A 13,957-nucleotide genomic window follows, 5' to 3' on the forward strand; every position below is an offset into this window, starting at 1 on the left:
ATTTTATAAATAACATGTGTTAATAAGAGCAAATTATCTAAAGTTTTTTAAGAAATTGAAGTAAACGATCCTGAGTTGAGAACTTGTTGTAGTGCAAGGAGGTCCCAACAAGCAGAGGAAGCAAGCGTATTCACACATGAAGATTACCGTGGTAAAGGGTACGGAATAGATATTACAAATGCTTGGGCAGCAGAGGTACAAAAAAGAGGTCGAATTGCTCTATATAGTACCTCGTGGGATAATTTCGCATCCCAATCTGTGGCAAAGAAACTGAAATTACATCAGTTTGGAATAGACTTTCATATGAGTTAAAGTTACTGCTGAAAATTTTATAATACGACATGAAGGACCTCATTTTGATTAATTTTTCAAAATGAGGTCCTTCAAAAACGGGGCCACTCGACAGCTTTATTTACATTTACAAAAATCGTAAAATTTCTCCTTTTCCATCAATTCGAATCGTTTTATTTACCATATCAACTGCCTTTTTTAAGAAAAAAACAAAAATAGAAAATTAAGTATTTCGATTTACATTAGTGATATAATAATATAGTTATTTTAGATTATAGAATTGGAGAGAAATGTTATGTTAAAACGATTATTCTTTGTAAGTTTTCTATTTTATCTATGTTCTTTAATGTATATAGGAGGTGGTAACTACGCACATGCAAATAATGCATACTTTAATGAAGTAGTATTTTCAGATAGTGGTAAAGCCATAAATGGCAGAACTATGTTACCAATGAGAAGTATATTTGAATCATTAAATGCAACGATTGCTTGGGATGCCTCTAGCCAAACCGTAACAGCGAGTAGAGGTAATACAACTATTAAATTAAAGGTAGGTTCTAAAAAGGCAATAGTTAATGGTAAAGAATCTTTTCTAGATAGCCCAGCCATAATTATTAACTCAACTACAATGGTACCAGTAAGATTTATTGGTGAATCCTTAAATTTACCAGTTGAATGGGATTCAACACTAAGATTAGTTAATATAAACACAGAAGGGAAAAATATTTATATATATGTTAATGATCCTACAATAAACACAGATAAGAATTCTAATGTTAATAAGTATAATCAATTGGTGCATTTACAAAATAACCTTTCACGTGTATATCAAAATTTAGTGAGGCAAGAATCATTATACCCTACTTATTCTCAAGATTATCGTAATATATTAGATAAAGAGATACTGATGGCCAAACTTAAAATACAAGTAAACAATAGAATGATAGCACTATTAACTGAAATGACAAGACAAGGAACTAAAATTCGATAATAAGACATTAACTTCAATGCAAAAAGGGAACCACAATTGCGATTCCCTAAATTTTTATTTATTTGCACTGTTTATTACACTAAGTGAATTGTTAAGAGCAGACTTGCACTTGTGGGCATCAGGGTTTGATGAACGAACGGATGCTAATACAACATCAATCGTTCCATCAATATCTGTCCATGTGTTGCCATCAATTGCCCTAAGTCTAGGCTCCTGTGTATCCCATTGATGTTCCAGATCATCCGCAACTTTTTTCGCTGAGGAAAAGTCATTTGAGTTAACAGCTTTTAGTATGTCATTTTCAATTTTGATAAAATCTGAAAACTGTCCAGCTAATGTCGTTTGCGATGCATTAGATTGTGATGCAATTTGGTTACTGCGCCAAATATAACTACCTACTCCAAAAACGAAGAAAATACACAATACCACAATGGTTTGTACCATAACATTTTTCTTGTTTCCGTTTGTCATTACTGTTTCATTTTTTGCTGTTATATCAATTTTTGAAACAGCAAGATAGATGATGATGGCTAATATAGCTACAAGAAAAATGACACTTGTAACAGTTGTCCCTAAACCTAACCCTCCATTAGCTTTGGGTTGAGATAAGTAATCTCCGATTGATGCACCAAGCGGACGAGTCAAAATATACGCAATCCAAAATGCTAATATTCCATCCAATTTCATTTTCCATGCCAAGAATATACAAGCAATGATGACAATGACTGTTAATCCTGTTTTAAGATAGCCAAAACCTAATTGTTCAGAATATAAATCGCCAACTGCTGTTCCAAGTGCAAAGGTGAAAAGAATGGTAAGCCAATAGAAAACTTCTCTTTTTCTTGTATAGATCGAGTGGATTGACAATGTTTTTTCACTAAGATACCAAAATAGAAAAGTGAATCCAAGAAGTACTGAGAAAATTATTATACTAACCTCAAGGCGTATTCCCATATTATCGGTCATGTTATCTGTTACCAATGTACCAAATACACTTATAAGTACAACTGTTAACCAATAAATGCCTGGAACATATTTATTTACTCTAAACTGAAGATACAAAACAATAAAAAAGGTGAATCCCATTATAATGGTCGTATTCATTAACCCAAATCCAAGATTCAAATTCAAAAAATCAGCAAACGTTTCCCCTACAGTTGTACATAAAACCTTGATGATCCAGAAGAAAATAGTAACTTCCGGTACCTTATTTAACAATTGCCAACTTGAAGGTTGGGCTATTTCAGTTTGTTCAGAATAGGATAAGTTTCCTTTCAAAGAATTCATCTCCTTTTTGTAAGTAGTCATTGTTACTAAGCAATTTCCATCTCTATTTTCATTTGAGATGAAGCCAGTCCCTGCTTTATTCGAAATTTGGGGACTATTTATTATGAATTGATTAAAATATACTTAATTGTTAATTAAGTATAGGCGGCTAAGCAACCGATGTTTTAAATGAAAGCATATTCCTTTTTTTACCTCCCAAAATGATTTTAAAATCTCAAAAACTTTGAATGCTTTAATAATTCCCTTCAAATAGTTTCATTCATGAAATCTAAAAATTTTTATGCATTCTAAAATAAGGCATCCTTAGTTTATAAAACAAAACTGTACATTTCCTATATAAAAACTTAAAAATTCCTTAATTGGCACCATTACTTTTAAAATAATGATAAATTGTAGATAAAGTTAAGGTGCTTCCTTCTTTTTTGAATAAATATTGTTAATAATTTTGGAGGCTTTTATGTCATATTTAATTACTTTATTTGAACAACATAGCTACTTGATTTTATTTATAGGGATCTTTTTAGAGCTCATGGCTCTTCCTATATCTGGGGAATTTTTAATGAGCTATGCAGGATTCTTTGTTTATCAAGGGGAAATGAATTATTTTTTGGCCATTCTCACAGTCTTTTTATCTGCTGGTGCAGGAATTACGTTAACTTATTGGATAGGGAAGGCAGGAGGCTATAAACTAATCGAGAAGTATGGTAAATATGTACACCTTGGACCTGAAAGATATAAAAAAACAGCTGCTTGGTTTGAACGATCAGGCAGTAAATTATTAGTTTTTGCTTATTTTATCCCTGGGGTAAGGCATTTTACTGGCTATGTTTCAGGTGTTTCAAAAATTCCTTTCCGAAAATTCATCATACCGGCATATACAGGTGCTTTTTTTATGGGGAATTTGTTTTATTACCCTTGGAAAAGTATTAGGTCCAAAATGGGATACTTTCCATCAAGCAGCAGGTAAATATTTAATTATTTTTCTTATTGTTTTGGCTGTTTTTTTAGGAAGTTTCCTCATATTTAGGTTTTTTAAAATTCAAATTAAAAATTTTTTTATTCGTTCGATAACATGGTTAACAAACCGATTACGAACAATAAGAGCGACAGAAATTTTTCTTATATTCCTAGCGTCAGCTCTAATTGGTTTGGTGATCCTAATGTTTGGAATAGTACAAGATTATTTTGAAAATGATGTTGCCGAGTTTAATCAAATCGCAGAATATGTGGTTCATTCTAATTTTTATATAAACTGGTTGGGAGAGCTTTTGATTTTCCAACAGTCGATCACACTTAGCAGCATTATAGCTGTAACCATCCTAAGTATTTGGATTAAGAAACAGAACAGGTTACTAGAGTATCTTCTACTCATTGTTTCCATATTGGGAGGTATTCCGTTTCGTGCATTCATCTTGGAGGTTTTTTCGCTCCTCCAATCGATTGGATTTAGGGGCGAATTTCATTCATCCAATTTTCCTGATTTAAAGGCCACTTTGACATTTATCATTTATGGAACATGTATATTTTTACTTGTACGTCACTTGAAAAACAATTATTTGACAATTATTATTCCTTTATTGGGTTTACTCTTATTAATGGGGCTCGCGTTTGGGAATATTGTATCGACCAATGTTCTTCCCAGTGACATTGTAGGTGGTTATATTTGTGGTGGAGTTTGGATATTTTTTAACTTCCTGTTGTTTGAACTGTTTCGACTTGTGCTCGGAAAAAATGAAATATAGAGAAATACTTTTATAGGTGGAGAGAGGATGAGTATGAAGTGAAAGCACATGTTCTTTTAATTGAGGATGAAACGCAGATAGCTCGTGTCGTAAAAATGGAGCTGGAATATGAAGGTTATCAGGTCACAGTAGAACATGACGGTAGAGCAGGTTTTGAAGCAGCCTTACAAACAAACTTTGATTTAATTTTATTAGATGTGATGCTGCCTGGGCTAAATGGAATCGAGGTATTAAGAAGGCTAAGAAAGGAAAATAGGAATGTTCCTGTTATTCTTTTAACAGCTCGAAATACAACATTAGATATAGTATCAGGTTTAGATCAAGGGGCAAATGACTATGTGCCCAAACCATTCAGAATCGAGGAATTATTGGCCAGAATTCGAGCTTGTTTACGCAATCAATCTAAAGCAATTCATGAGAATTCCGTAATGAAGGTGAATGATTTAATAATTGATGCAGATGCAAGAGAAGTTACTAGGAATGGAAAAAACATTACGTTAACACCCAAGGAATATGACTTTTTGCTTTATTTAGTCATGAATAAAAACAAAGTGGTCACACGGGAAAATATTTTACTGAATGTTTGGGGATGGGAATATGAAGGTGAAGGCAACATACTCGATGTTACTGTAGCCCATCTCAGAAAAAAAATAGACGAAGGATTTTCCTCCCCATTATTCACGACCGTTTGGGGAGTGGGGTATACCCTAAAGGAGAAAACAAATGAGGATTACCACAAAAATTAATCTATTAACGACTGCTTGGATGCTGTGTATTTTGATACTTGTAAATATCGCTGTCTACTTTTCGTTTATTAAATTCACGACTAATATGGAAGAAGTAGAACTGTATCAAAAAGCAGAGGACTTAATAAAAGTTATTGATTCACTCGATGGATCCAGCAATATTAACGAAAAATTAGGTGAATTTTTAACTCCCTATTCCTATATAAGAATTATACATCCGAATAACAACGTCATTCACGAAATAACCAATGATTCATTACTTTCAAAAACGTTGCAAGGTAAATACGCTGAAACAAAACAAGCACAAACACATTTGATTTCGGCAGAACAAGTTGAGGAACAGGTTTTAATTGTTCGTGTTCCAATTAAAAATGGTAATCAAATTACCGGGAGTTTAGAAATTGGAGAACGATTATTAGGTTTTGAAACTGATAAAGAGATACTTCGTGCAATTCTAGGCCTCTGCACCTTATTAGCTGCGATTTTTTCCTTGCTTGGTGGCAAATGGTTGTCCAATATGATTATGAAGCCCATTTCAAGCATGATTAAAACTATGGAGGAAATTGAAATAAGTGGGGTTCCTAAGCCCATCGCCATTCAAAATCAGACAAAAGATGAACTCCATACAATGGCAAGAACGTTTAATCGAATGATTCACAGACTTCAAGAAAATATGGAAAAACAAAAACAGTTTGTGTCTGATGCGTCCCATGAATTAAAAACACCTTTAACTATCATTATGAACTATACTGATTTTTTAAGAAGGCATGGATTAGAAAATCAAGAAATTACAGATGAAGCAATCAATGCCATTACTTCGGAAGCGACCAGAATGCAAAAAATGACACAGACACTTCTAGACTTAGCTACCTTAGAGAATGAAAGTGCTCTAGAATTGAATGAGCTAAATTTGGTGTCTTTATGCCAGAGTATTTTAAATCAAATGAAACAAGTTTATGGGCGTGAAATATCGTTACATTATGATGAGGATCCAATTGTTATATTTGCGGATGAATTAAAAATTAAACAGCTTATGATTATTTTGCTAGATAATGCCATGAAATATAGTAATGATAAGATTGATGTATTTATTGAACAGGATCATCAACATGCCATTATACGTGTAAAAGATTATGGAATTGGGATACCACAGGAAGAGCTTCGTAATATTTTTGAACGATTTTACAGAGTGGATAAAGCAAGAACCAGAAAAACAGAAGGCTCTGGTTTAGGACTAAGCATTGCGAATAGAATTATGAAATTATATAAAGGTGAAATTAAAATTACAAGTAAAGAGGGAACAGGGACGACAGTAGAATTGTATTTACCATTTATTAATAAAGTATAAACAGGTCTCGTCAATACTGGCTCAATTAATTATGAGCCTGGGCATTTGTGTTTATTAGAACTTATTCCAACTACGCCGGCCAAATATGAAGTTTGCAATCAATTTTAGTTTTAATAATTAAATTTCTGTAACATGGGACTTATTATTTTGTAAGTGTTAGGGGACCATGTTGACAATCTAATATTTTTCTATTATTATTTTAAAAACGTTAAGGAATTAATATAATTTCGTATAACCCCAATAATATGGTTTGGGGGTCTCTACCAGGAACCGAAATTCCTGATTACGAAGAAAGTACAAAACTTGTATTTTCTTTGTAGTCAGGAATTTTTTTGTATTTTAATCTAAAGAAATATTTCAGGAGGTCAAAAATGAACTTTTTAGCATTGCCCAAAATTGAACTTCACTGTCATTTGGATGGAAGCCTAAGGGTTGAAACTATTATCGATATTGCACAGAAGGAAGGCATTCAGTTACCCACTTTTGATAAGGATGGACTGCAAAAGGAGCTGATTGCTCCGTTAGAATGTGAATCTCTTGATGAGTATTTAAAAAGATTTTCTCTTCCTAATTTGGTCATGCAGTCCAAGGAGAACTTAAGAAGAATTACTTTTGAGCTATTTGAAAATGCAACAAGAGAAAATGTGAAATATTTAGAAGTCAGATTTGCCCCGTTACTTCACACATTACAAGGTCTTGGTGTTGAAGAAGTTATTCAATCTGTTATAGAGGGGATGAGGGACGCTGAAAGCTGTTACGAAATAAAGGGAAATATAATCCTGTCTTGCATGAGGACGATGTCTGTAGAAAGCGCATTTGAGGTGGTTGAAAAGGGGAAAAAGTTCCTTGGAAAAGGTGTGGTGGCAATTGACCTATGTGCATCCGAAGAAGAAGGCTTTTGTGAAAAATTCGTAGATCCGATCGCATTAGCCAAAAAATATGGCTACAGAGTCACTATTCATGCCGGTGAAACGGGAATTGGTAAAAATGTTCTAGAGGCTGTTGAAATGTTGGGTGCTGAAAGAATAGGACATGGAGTATTTATTAAAGATTGTGCCGAGGCTTATAAGATTGTGAAAGAAAGACAGGTAGTGCTTGAAATGTGTCCAACAAGTAATGTCCAGACGAAAGCTGTTCATCATTATTCGGAACATCCGATTTATAAGTTTCATAAAGATGGAATAAAAGTGACATTTAATACAGATAATCGAACAGTATCAGATACTACAATGGCAAAAGAAATCCATTTAGTTAACAATGAATTTAATCTAAGCGAAGAAGATTATCGGCAAATTTATTTAAATAGTGTAGAAGCATCCTTTGCGGATCAAGAAACTAAAGAATGGTGCTTAGCACAATATTAAAGAAAATTAGGCTTAGCAACAAAAACAAAATTAGCAGATTGTGAAGAAATGTATTTAAAAATAACCAGCTTCGATATCTTTTTTTAAGCAAGTCTCTTTTGGAACGCAGATGCACCATTTTCCATACACAATGATGAGAGTTTGGCTCTTTTCCTTTTAGTTAATCTGCCCCATTCAAATAAGAGCGTGTTTTGATCAATCTTTTTCAAAACATGCTCTTTAGATTGGTTCTCATATCAAGGTTAATATCATTAATTTAATCAAACTTTATGACAAAACTACAGGGATTAGGTTTGTAAGTTCATTCTCTTTTTATAAGTTGTAATTATTCAGTAAAGGACACGCCATAAATAAAAGGTAGCGTATGATTCCCAGTTTTTCCACGGAAACGATAGTTCTAAGATTTCCTCTTTCGTAGGCTTTCGGTCCATATTACGTAATAATTTTATCGAATTAATAAGACCCACGTCATCGATTGGGAAAGCTGTCTGGAATCTGAGACAGCGCATTAGAACATAGTTGGCTGTCCAGGGACCGATTCCTCGTATTCTAATTAAGCTTTTTTCAGCATCTTTAAAGTTCATTGTCACTAATTTTTCCCTCGATAATTCTCCACTTGCCATTAATTTGGCAATCCCAATGATATATGCACTTTTTTTTACCGTCATTTTAATATCTGCTAGGTCGGTAGGTGTTAACTGTGCAATTCGTTCATACGATGGGAACACCCAATACTTTTTACCATTCCATTCGATAGAATCGCCAAATTCTTCTACAAATTGCTTCTTTAAGGAGTACGCGAAGGCTAAGTTAATTTGTTGCCCTAAAACTCCCCAACATAAAGCCTCAAATAAATCGGGAATGCCGACAACTCGCAATCCATAGAATTTCCGGGCAGGCATTTTAAGTAATGGGTCTGCTTTTGCCATTTCATAAAATGGCGTTAAATCATTATCAAGATCAAACCATTCATGAATATATTTTACAATCTCTTCCCGTTTCCACTTTTCAATAGGTCTAGAATCATTTAGGAATTGAACAACCATTTGTTTATTATTGATGACGCTTACCTGTACTAAGGACCGATTTTCCCCAATGGCTATAACTTTTGTAATGATATCGTTCTCTATTTCATACATGCATTCATTTTTTTCCCTTGTTAGATAGCCTAGGTTAGCATTCATATCGAAATTTTCAGGTAATGTGATTTCAATCACATCATTGACTTCATGCCATGTCACTTTTTCATTCTCCTCATCTTATTACGATTTTCTTTTGCAATTTTACTTTATCACATAATACTCTTTACTAATTTTGTTATCTTGCTATTACATTCTAAACACCTTATTTTTTTCTATTTATGAGGTTATAGTGTTAGTTATCAAGAATGCTAAATAGGAGTGGATAAAAATGGTCCAAAAAACACGTATCGAAAACTTAAATTGGGATTCAATTCAAAATGACTTAGATGAGCAAGGATTTGCAAAGCTTCCAGCGATTTTAACAAAAGAGGAATGTGAATTCTTCATAGAATTGTATTGTGAGGAAGAGTCATACAGAACGACAATCAATATGACGAGATATCGCTTTGGGAATGGGGAGTACAAATATTTTTCCTATCCATTACCTGAAATCATCCAAAGTTTAAGAGAGTCCTTTTATGTAGAGTTGGCCAAAACAGCTAATCGATGGTTGGGTTATTTAAAGAAAACAGAACAGTTTCCAGATCATCTTCAAGATTTTTTGAACACCTGTGAAGAATATGAACAAACTAGACCGACACCTTTACTATTAAAGTATGAAACAGGCGGGTTTAATTGTTTGCATCAAGATTTATATGGCGACATATTTTTCCCGTTTCAAGTAGTATTTGTATTAAATCAACGAGAGAAAGACTTTTGCGGTGGAGAATCTCTATTAGTGGAACAAATTCCACGTGCTCAGAGTAGGGGACATGTCATTACTTTAGAACAAGGCAGTGCGCTGATCTTTCCGACTAACCATAGACCTGTTCTAGGTAAAAGAGGATATTACAAAAATACGGTTCGTCACGGAGTAAGCACGGTTACTTCTGGAGAACGATACGGTCTTGGAATCATTTTTCACGATTCTAAATAAAGTGAAACTTTGATCAGTAGGGGTTTTCTTCATCCCCCACTGATCATTAGTTAAACCAATCGGGCCTTTACGGGCTGTTCATCTCCCACCTAAACTTCTCCGATTTTTCTAAGTTTTGAGGTGGGAGTCTTACAGCCCGTTAATGCGGGATGAAAATTAAACTTCAATATCTTGCTATTCCATTCCTAGAATTGTACATTCTGAAATTATAGGGAGTATATTGTAAGAAGAGGTGAGATAAATGCCAGATAGTATCAATAACGATAAAGAGAGCCATGATCATAGAATTTCGGATGATGTAGAAATGATAACAGATGAAAAGTGGCAAGCAATACTAAATAATGATGCAGCGTACAATCATCAATTTTTCTACGCTGTAAAGTCAACAGGGATATTCTGTAAACCATCCTGTAAATCTCGCGTTCCGAAAAAAGAAAATGTATGCATTTTTCCAAACGCAGAACAAGCTATTCGCGCAAATTTCCGCCCTTGTAAACGGTGCAAGCCCACTAATGAAAATCTGCCTGATAGCGAGTGGGTTGATGTAATTACTGAATACATTGATAAAAATTTCACAGAAAAATTAACGCTAGAATCGTTAGCAATTATTTGTCATGGGAGTCCGTATCATATGCATCGAACATTTAAAAAGATTAAAGGCATTACGCCAGTTGAGTATATACAACAAGTTAGAGTACACGCGGCTAAAAAGTATTTGATTCAGACAAATAAAGCGATTGGAGATATCGCCATATGTGTGGGGATGGCTAACGTGCCTTATTTTATTACTTTATTTAAAAAGAAAACTGGACAGACACCAGCACAATTTCGGCAAATGAGTAAAACGGAGGAAAAGTACAATGGAAACAAAGAATAAACCAACCCTTTATTGGTCTTTACTAACGTTTAAGGATTGGCATTTTTATATTGCTTCAACTTTAAAGGGGCTTGTGTTTGTAGGTTCACAGAACAAACCATTCGCGGAATTGTTCGAATGGGCTAAGAAACGCTTTCCAGGAAGTCCTCTTGTTGAAGATGATGAAAAGCTTGAACCCTATGTCGTTGAAATCATTCAGTATCTAGAAGGAAAGCGAAAAACCTTTACTGTTCCATTTGAGTACGTAGGTACGCAATTTCAGCTAGCAGTCTGGCACGCACTTTGTGAAATTCCTTATGGACAGACGAAATCCTATTCCGACATTGCAAATGCTATAAATAAACCAGCAGCTGTTCGTGCTGTAGGCGCAGCGATTGGGGCTAATCCGGTATTAATTACTGTACCGTGCCATCGTGTAATAGGAAAGAGTGGCTCATTAACTGGCTATCGGGGTGGATTAGAAATGAAGACACTACTCCTGGATCTAGAAAAGCTAGCTTCATCTAGCAATGAGTAATTATTGCCGCACAATAATGGAGGTACCGTCATGAAAAATGAATTATTCTATAAAAATCCGAAAACCATTCTGAATAAAGGGACTGGCTTTCTTTCTGGCTATACTCATTCACTAAATCCTTATACAGGCTGTTCATTTGGGTGTTCCTATTGTTATGTACGCGAAATGCCTGTATCTCTTTTTCGAGAAGGGGAATGGGGAAATTGGGTCGATGTGAAAAACGGAGCTGCGAATTTATTAAAAAAGGAGCTTCATCGCGCCAAAGCCAAAGGGGATGTAACGATTTTTATGTCATCAAGTACAGACCCATATCAACCAATAGAGCATAAGGAAAAAGTGACGCGATCTTTACTAGAAGTTATGGTAGAAGATCCCCCTGACTTCCTATTAGTACAAACTAGAAGCCTACTTGTAAGTCGAGATATCGATTTGCTGCAACATTTTAAAGATAAAGTTCGAGTAAGTATGACTATTGAAACAGATTCGGAAACGATACGTAAACATTTTACTCCAAAGGCACCCCCAATCCAGGCGCGCTTTAAGACATTGGAAAAATTAGCAGCTGCGGGAATACCGACCCAAGTTGCTATAGCCCCCATCTTACCGAGTGGGGAATATTTTCCTGAGAAATTGAAGCCATTCGTCGATCGGATATGTATGGATGACTACTTCATGGGCGATGGCAGTGGTGGAAAACGCACAAGAAAACTTGGTATTGAGAAAAAATATGCCCAACTTGGTTTAGAAGAATGGTATGGACCAGATGTAATTAAAAAAGTATATAACCGATTTATTGAAATCTTTCCGGAAAATCACGTTTATGTGAGCCAGGCTGGGTTTGAGCCGTAAAAAAACAGGCAGTGATTTATTGCAAATACAATAAAAATAACTTAAATTTAATAGAGAGTTAACTATAAAGGAGTGTAATCAATGACAGTAAAATTAGCTAAGTGTAGTATAGGAGATTTAATAAAACTACAAGAAGTCAGTATCGAAACATTCAATGACACATTTAAAGATCAGAACTCACCTGAAAATATGAAAACTTATTTGGAGAAAGCATTTAATACTATACAGCTGGAGAAAGAATTGTCCAATCTAAATTCGGAATTCTATTTCATCTATTACGACGAAGAAACCGCTGGCTATTTAAAGGTAAATGTCAATGAGGCTCAATCAGAACAAATGGGGGATGAATCACTAGAAATCGAAAGAATTTACATTAGAAATAAATATCAAGGAAAAGGACTTGGAAAACATTTAATCAACAAAGCGATGGAAATAGCTGTGGCACAAAACAAAAAAAGCATCTGGTTAGGTGTTTGGGAAAAGAATGATAATGCATTAGGTTTTTACAAGAAAATAGGTTTTATCCAAACTGGGGCTCACTCTTTTTATATGGGTGATGAAGAACAAATTGATATCATCATGACAAAAACACTTCTATAAAATATTTATGGCAGAAACGTTGCTATAACAACATTTCTGCCTTCTTTTTTAGTCATTTTCTATTTTTCTTCATGACTTCTGCCACTGCAGAAGCATTAGGATCCTCTTCTTTATAAAGCTCGCTTATAATATTTGCGTAATCAGCAGCATTACGATTTTGACTTAATTTATAGGCAGCTTGAACTTCTTTTATTTTAATTTTAAATCCTTTTATTCCTTTTATTCCTTTTATCTCTTGTTGTAACATTTCAGGAGAAAGTTTATCCCACAATACAGGATTTTCACGGAATTTCTCATATTTTTCAAGTAAATTAGTCAAATCCTGTTCTAACTCATTTCCTTCCATGAGACTTGCTTTTCCATAAACATGAACGGATTGATAATTCCAGGTCGGCACATTTTCTTTTTCATACCAAGAAGACGAAATATACGCATGTGGACCATTAAATATAACTAATATTTCATCTATGTCCTCAAAAGTTCTCCATAGAGGATTTCCATATGCAAAGTGACCTGTGAGGAAATATTCATCCTTAATTTTATTCAATAATAATGGTACATGGGAGGCTATTGGTTTGCCTTTTCTTATGGAAACAATTGTTGCAAAGGAATTGTCTTTAATAAATTCTTTGATTTCTTCTACATCAGTTATTTTGTAGTACTTAGGAATATACATGTTAAATCTCTCCTTATATAATAGAAATCATTGTGGGTTTTTAAAAAGAATTATTATCGGACATGTGTTTACATTTTCTCTGCCACAATGTAGATTTTATTATAATAACCCTCTCGTATTGTTAAAAGTGCCAAGAATGTTATTTGCCAATAATATATGCTTGAAATTACACCAATATGAAGAACCACTATATTTTCAATTTATATAAATTCATAAAAGTTGAACTAAAACCAAATTGCCATCTCAACGAAGCTTAGCTAAACATTTAAACATTAGTCGCAACACAGTTGACGCTGCATATCAACAGCTCCTTGTAGAAGGGTATGTGGTAAGTAGAGAAAGAGAGGGGCTATTTGTTGTAGAACTTGAAAAGGATTACTTAGCGGGCATTGGTTTCCCAGCATATCTAAACTCACCATCATAATCGTCCTCTAGCTCATGCCCAGATCAGAGAAGATTCTGACTAACTTTAAGGTGTCGAAAAAATAATGATTTAAATTATGATAACAATAGCGCCCCCTGAACACAACAGGTGGGTGCTATTTGACGCT

Annotated in this window: 16 protein-coding genes and 1 riboswitch; of the genes, 13 read left to right on the forward strand and 3 right to left on the reverse strand. The window is 34.3% G+C overall.

Translation table 11 applies throughout. The annotated features are described in order from the left end of the window. Positions 1 to 75 precede the first annotated feature (75 nt). Together ACFXN8_RS03455 and ACFXN8_RS03460 are read left to right on the forward strand one after the other, a co-directional pair. Positions 76 to 312 carry a GNAT family N-acetyltransferase gene (locus ACFXN8_RS03455; protein ID WP_386842805.1) on the forward strand — a complete coding sequence of 79 codons (237 nt, stop codon included), beginning with the start codon at positions 76 to 78 and terminating at the stop codon, positions 310 to 312. Between the two features lie 274 nt (positions 313 to 586). Further along, positions 587 to 1,282: a copper amine oxidase N-terminal domain-containing protein gene (locus tag ACFXN8_RS03460; RefSeq protein ID WP_376070199.1), complete on the forward strand. Its 696-nt coding sequence runs from the start codon at positions 587 to 589 to the stop codon at positions 1,280 to 1,282. A gap of 54 nt (positions 1,283 to 1,336) precedes the next feature. Here ACFXN8_RS03460 and ACFXN8_RS03465 read toward each other — a convergent pair whose 3' ends face one another. Continuing rightward, positions 1,337 to 2,560 (reverse strand): COG4705 family protein, encoded by a 1,224-nt coding sequence (locus ACFXN8_RS03465; RefSeq protein ID WP_386842808.1) that lies wholly within the window; start codon positions 2,558 to 2,560, stop codon positions 1,337 to 1,339. Between the two features lie 466 nt (positions 2,561 to 3,026). Here ACFXN8_RS03465 and ACFXN8_RS03470 point away from each other — a divergent pair, with 466 nt between their 5' ends. The 5 genes from ACFXN8_RS03470 (at position 3,027) to add (ending at position 7,769) form a co-directional block, all read left to right on the forward strand. Continuing rightward, positions 3,027 to 3,536, forward strand: a complete 510-nt coding sequence (locus ACFXN8_RS03470) for a DedA family protein (RefSeq protein ID WP_386842810.1) — start codon at positions 3,027 to 3,029, stop codon at positions 3,534 to 3,536. A gap of 193 nt (positions 3,537 to 3,729) precedes the next feature. After that, positions 3,730 to 4,311, forward strand: a complete 582-nt coding sequence (locus ACFXN8_RS03475) for a hypothetical protein (RefSeq protein WP_386842812.1) — start codon at positions 3,730 to 3,732, stop codon at positions 4,309 to 4,311. Positions 4,312 to 4,349: 38 nt separating this feature from the next. Next, positions 4,350 to 5,057 (forward strand): response regulator transcription factor, encoded by a 708-nt coding sequence (locus tag ACFXN8_RS03480; protein WP_483869450.1) that lies wholly within the window; start codon positions 4,350 to 4,352, stop codon positions 5,055 to 5,057. Further along, on the forward strand, positions 5,035 to 6,405 hold the full coding sequence (locus tag ACFXN8_RS03485; protein ID WP_386842814.1) for a sensor histidine kinase: 1,371 nt from the start codon (positions 5,035 to 5,037) through the stop codon (positions 6,403 to 6,405). Before ACFXN8_RS03480 ends, ACFXN8_RS03485 begins: the two co-directional genes overlap by 23 nt. 207 nt (positions 6,406 to 6,612) lie before the next feature. After that, positions 6,613 to 6,711: riboswitch (purine riboswitch) on the forward strand. A gap of 65 nt (positions 6,712 to 6,776) precedes the next feature. Then, on the forward strand, positions 6,777 to 7,769 hold the full coding sequence (add, locus tag ACFXN8_RS03490) for an adenosine deaminase (RefSeq protein ID WP_376070214.1): 993 nt from the start codon (positions 6,777 to 6,779) through the stop codon (positions 7,767 to 7,769). Positions 7,770 to 8,098: 329 nt separating this feature from the next. On the opposite strand, the gene ACFXN8_RS03495 is transcribed toward add, so the two are convergent. Next, the gene (locus tag ACFXN8_RS03495) at positions 8,099 to 9,010 is read right to left on the reverse strand and encodes a DNA glycosylase (protein ID WP_386842816.1); all 912 of its coding nucleotides are present in this window, start codon (positions 9,008 to 9,010) and stop codon (positions 8,099 to 8,101) included. A 169-nt stretch (positions 9,011 to 9,179) separates the two neighbouring features. On the opposite strand from ACFXN8_RS03495, the gene ACFXN8_RS03500 reads away from it, so the two are divergent. From ACFXN8_RS03500 to paiA, 5 genes are all read left to right on the forward strand, one after another. Beyond that, complete coding sequence (locus ACFXN8_RS03500; RefSeq protein WP_386842818.1) at positions 9,180 to 9,887, forward strand: 2OG-Fe(II) oxygenase; 708 nt, start codon at positions 9,180 to 9,182, stop codon at positions 9,885 to 9,887. Between the two features lie 241 nt (positions 9,888 to 10,128). Then, positions 10,129 to 10,764 (forward strand): bifunctional transcriptional activator/DNA repair enzyme AdaA, encoded by a 636-nt coding sequence (locus ACFXN8_RS03505; RefSeq protein ID WP_386842820.1) that lies wholly within the window; start codon positions 10,129 to 10,131, stop codon positions 10,762 to 10,764. Further along, positions 10,748 to 11,281, forward strand: coding sequence for a methylated-DNA--[protein]-cysteine S-methyltransferase (adaB, locus tag ACFXN8_RS03510; protein ID WP_386842822.1), 534 nt, complete (start codon positions 10,748 to 10,750; stop codon positions 11,279 to 11,281). Before ACFXN8_RS03505 ends, adaB begins: the two co-directional genes overlap by 17 nt. Before the next feature lie 30 nt (positions 11,282 to 11,311). Continuing rightward, a complete protein-coding gene (locus tag ACFXN8_RS03515) occupies positions 11,312 to 12,130 on the forward strand; it encodes an SPL family radical SAM protein (RefSeq protein ID WP_386842824.1) in 819 nt (272 codons plus the stop codon). Positions 12,131 to 12,211: 81 nt separating this feature from the next. Continuing rightward, entirely contained in the window at positions 12,212 to 12,730 is a 519-nt protein-coding gene (gene paiA, locus ACFXN8_RS03520) for a spermidine/spermine N(1)-acetyltransferase (RefSeq protein ID WP_386842826.1), read from the forward strand. A 52-nt stretch (positions 12,731 to 12,782) separates the two neighbouring features. Here paiA and ACFXN8_RS03525 read toward each other — a convergent pair whose 3' ends face one another. Further along, entirely contained in the window at positions 12,783 to 13,406 is a 624-nt protein-coding gene (locus ACFXN8_RS03525; RefSeq protein WP_386842828.1) for an FMN-binding negative transcriptional regulator, read from the reverse strand. 235 nt (positions 13,407 to 13,641) lie between these two features. On the opposite strand from ACFXN8_RS03525, the gene ACFXN8_RS03530 reads away from it, so the two are divergent. Next, positions 13,642 to 13,830, forward strand: coding sequence for a GntR family transcriptional regulator (locus ACFXN8_RS03530; protein WP_386842830.1), 189 nt, complete (start codon positions 13,642 to 13,644; stop codon positions 13,828 to 13,830). The last annotated feature ends 127 nt before the right edge of the window (positions 13,831 to 13,957 follow it).

Origin of the sequence: Lysinibacillus sp. NPDC059133 (assembly GCF_042755925.1) — a bacterium.
Lineage (GTDB): Bacteria > Bacillota > Bacilli > Bacillales_A > Planococcaceae > Lysinibacillus.

What these genes read in the sequence shown, in the direction of transcription:
- ACFXN8_RS03500 (WP_386842818.1), top strand. Translation starts at nt 9,180, where the DNA reads ATGGTCCAAAAAACACGTATCGAAAACTTAAATTGGGATTCAATTCAA.
- ACFXN8_RS03470 (WP_386842810.1), top strand. Translation starts at nt 3,027, where the DNA reads ATGTCATATTTAATTACTTTATTTGAACAACATAGCTACTTGATTTTA.
- add (WP_376070214.1), top strand. Translation starts at nt 6,777, where the DNA reads ATGAACTTTTTAGCATTGCCCAAAATTGAACTTCACTGTCATTTGGAT.
- paiA (WP_386842826.1), top strand. Translation starts at nt 12,212, where the DNA reads ATGACAGTAAAATTAGCTAAGTGTAGTATAGGAGATTTAATAAAACTA.
- ACFXN8_RS03475 (WP_386842812.1), top strand. Translation starts at nt 3,730, where the DNA reads ATGTTTGGAATAGTACAAGATTATTTTGAAAATGATGTTGCCGAGTTT.
- ACFXN8_RS03460 (WP_376070199.1), top strand. Translation starts at nt 587, where the DNA reads ATGTTAAAACGATTATTCTTTGTAAGTTTTCTATTTTATCTATGTTCT.
- ACFXN8_RS03515 (WP_386842824.1), top strand. Translation starts at nt 11,312, where the DNA reads ATGAAAAATGAATTATTCTATAAAAATCCGAAAACCATTCTGAATAAA.
- ACFXN8_RS03505 (WP_386842820.1), top strand. Translation starts at nt 10,129, where the DNA reads ATGCCAGATAGTATCAATAACGATAAAGAGAGCCATGATCATAGAATT.
- adaB (WP_386842822.1), top strand. Translation starts at nt 10,748, where the DNA reads ATGGAAACAAAGAATAAACCAACCCTTTATTGGTCTTTACTAACGTTT.
- ACFXN8_RS03485 (WP_386842814.1), top strand. Translation starts at nt 5,035, where the DNA reads ATGAGGATTACCACAAAAATTAATCTATTAACGACTGCTTGGATGCTG.
- ACFXN8_RS03525 (WP_386842828.1), bottom strand. Translation starts at nt 13,406, where the DNA reads ATGTATATTCCTAAGTACTACAAAATAACTGATGTAGAAGAAATCAAA.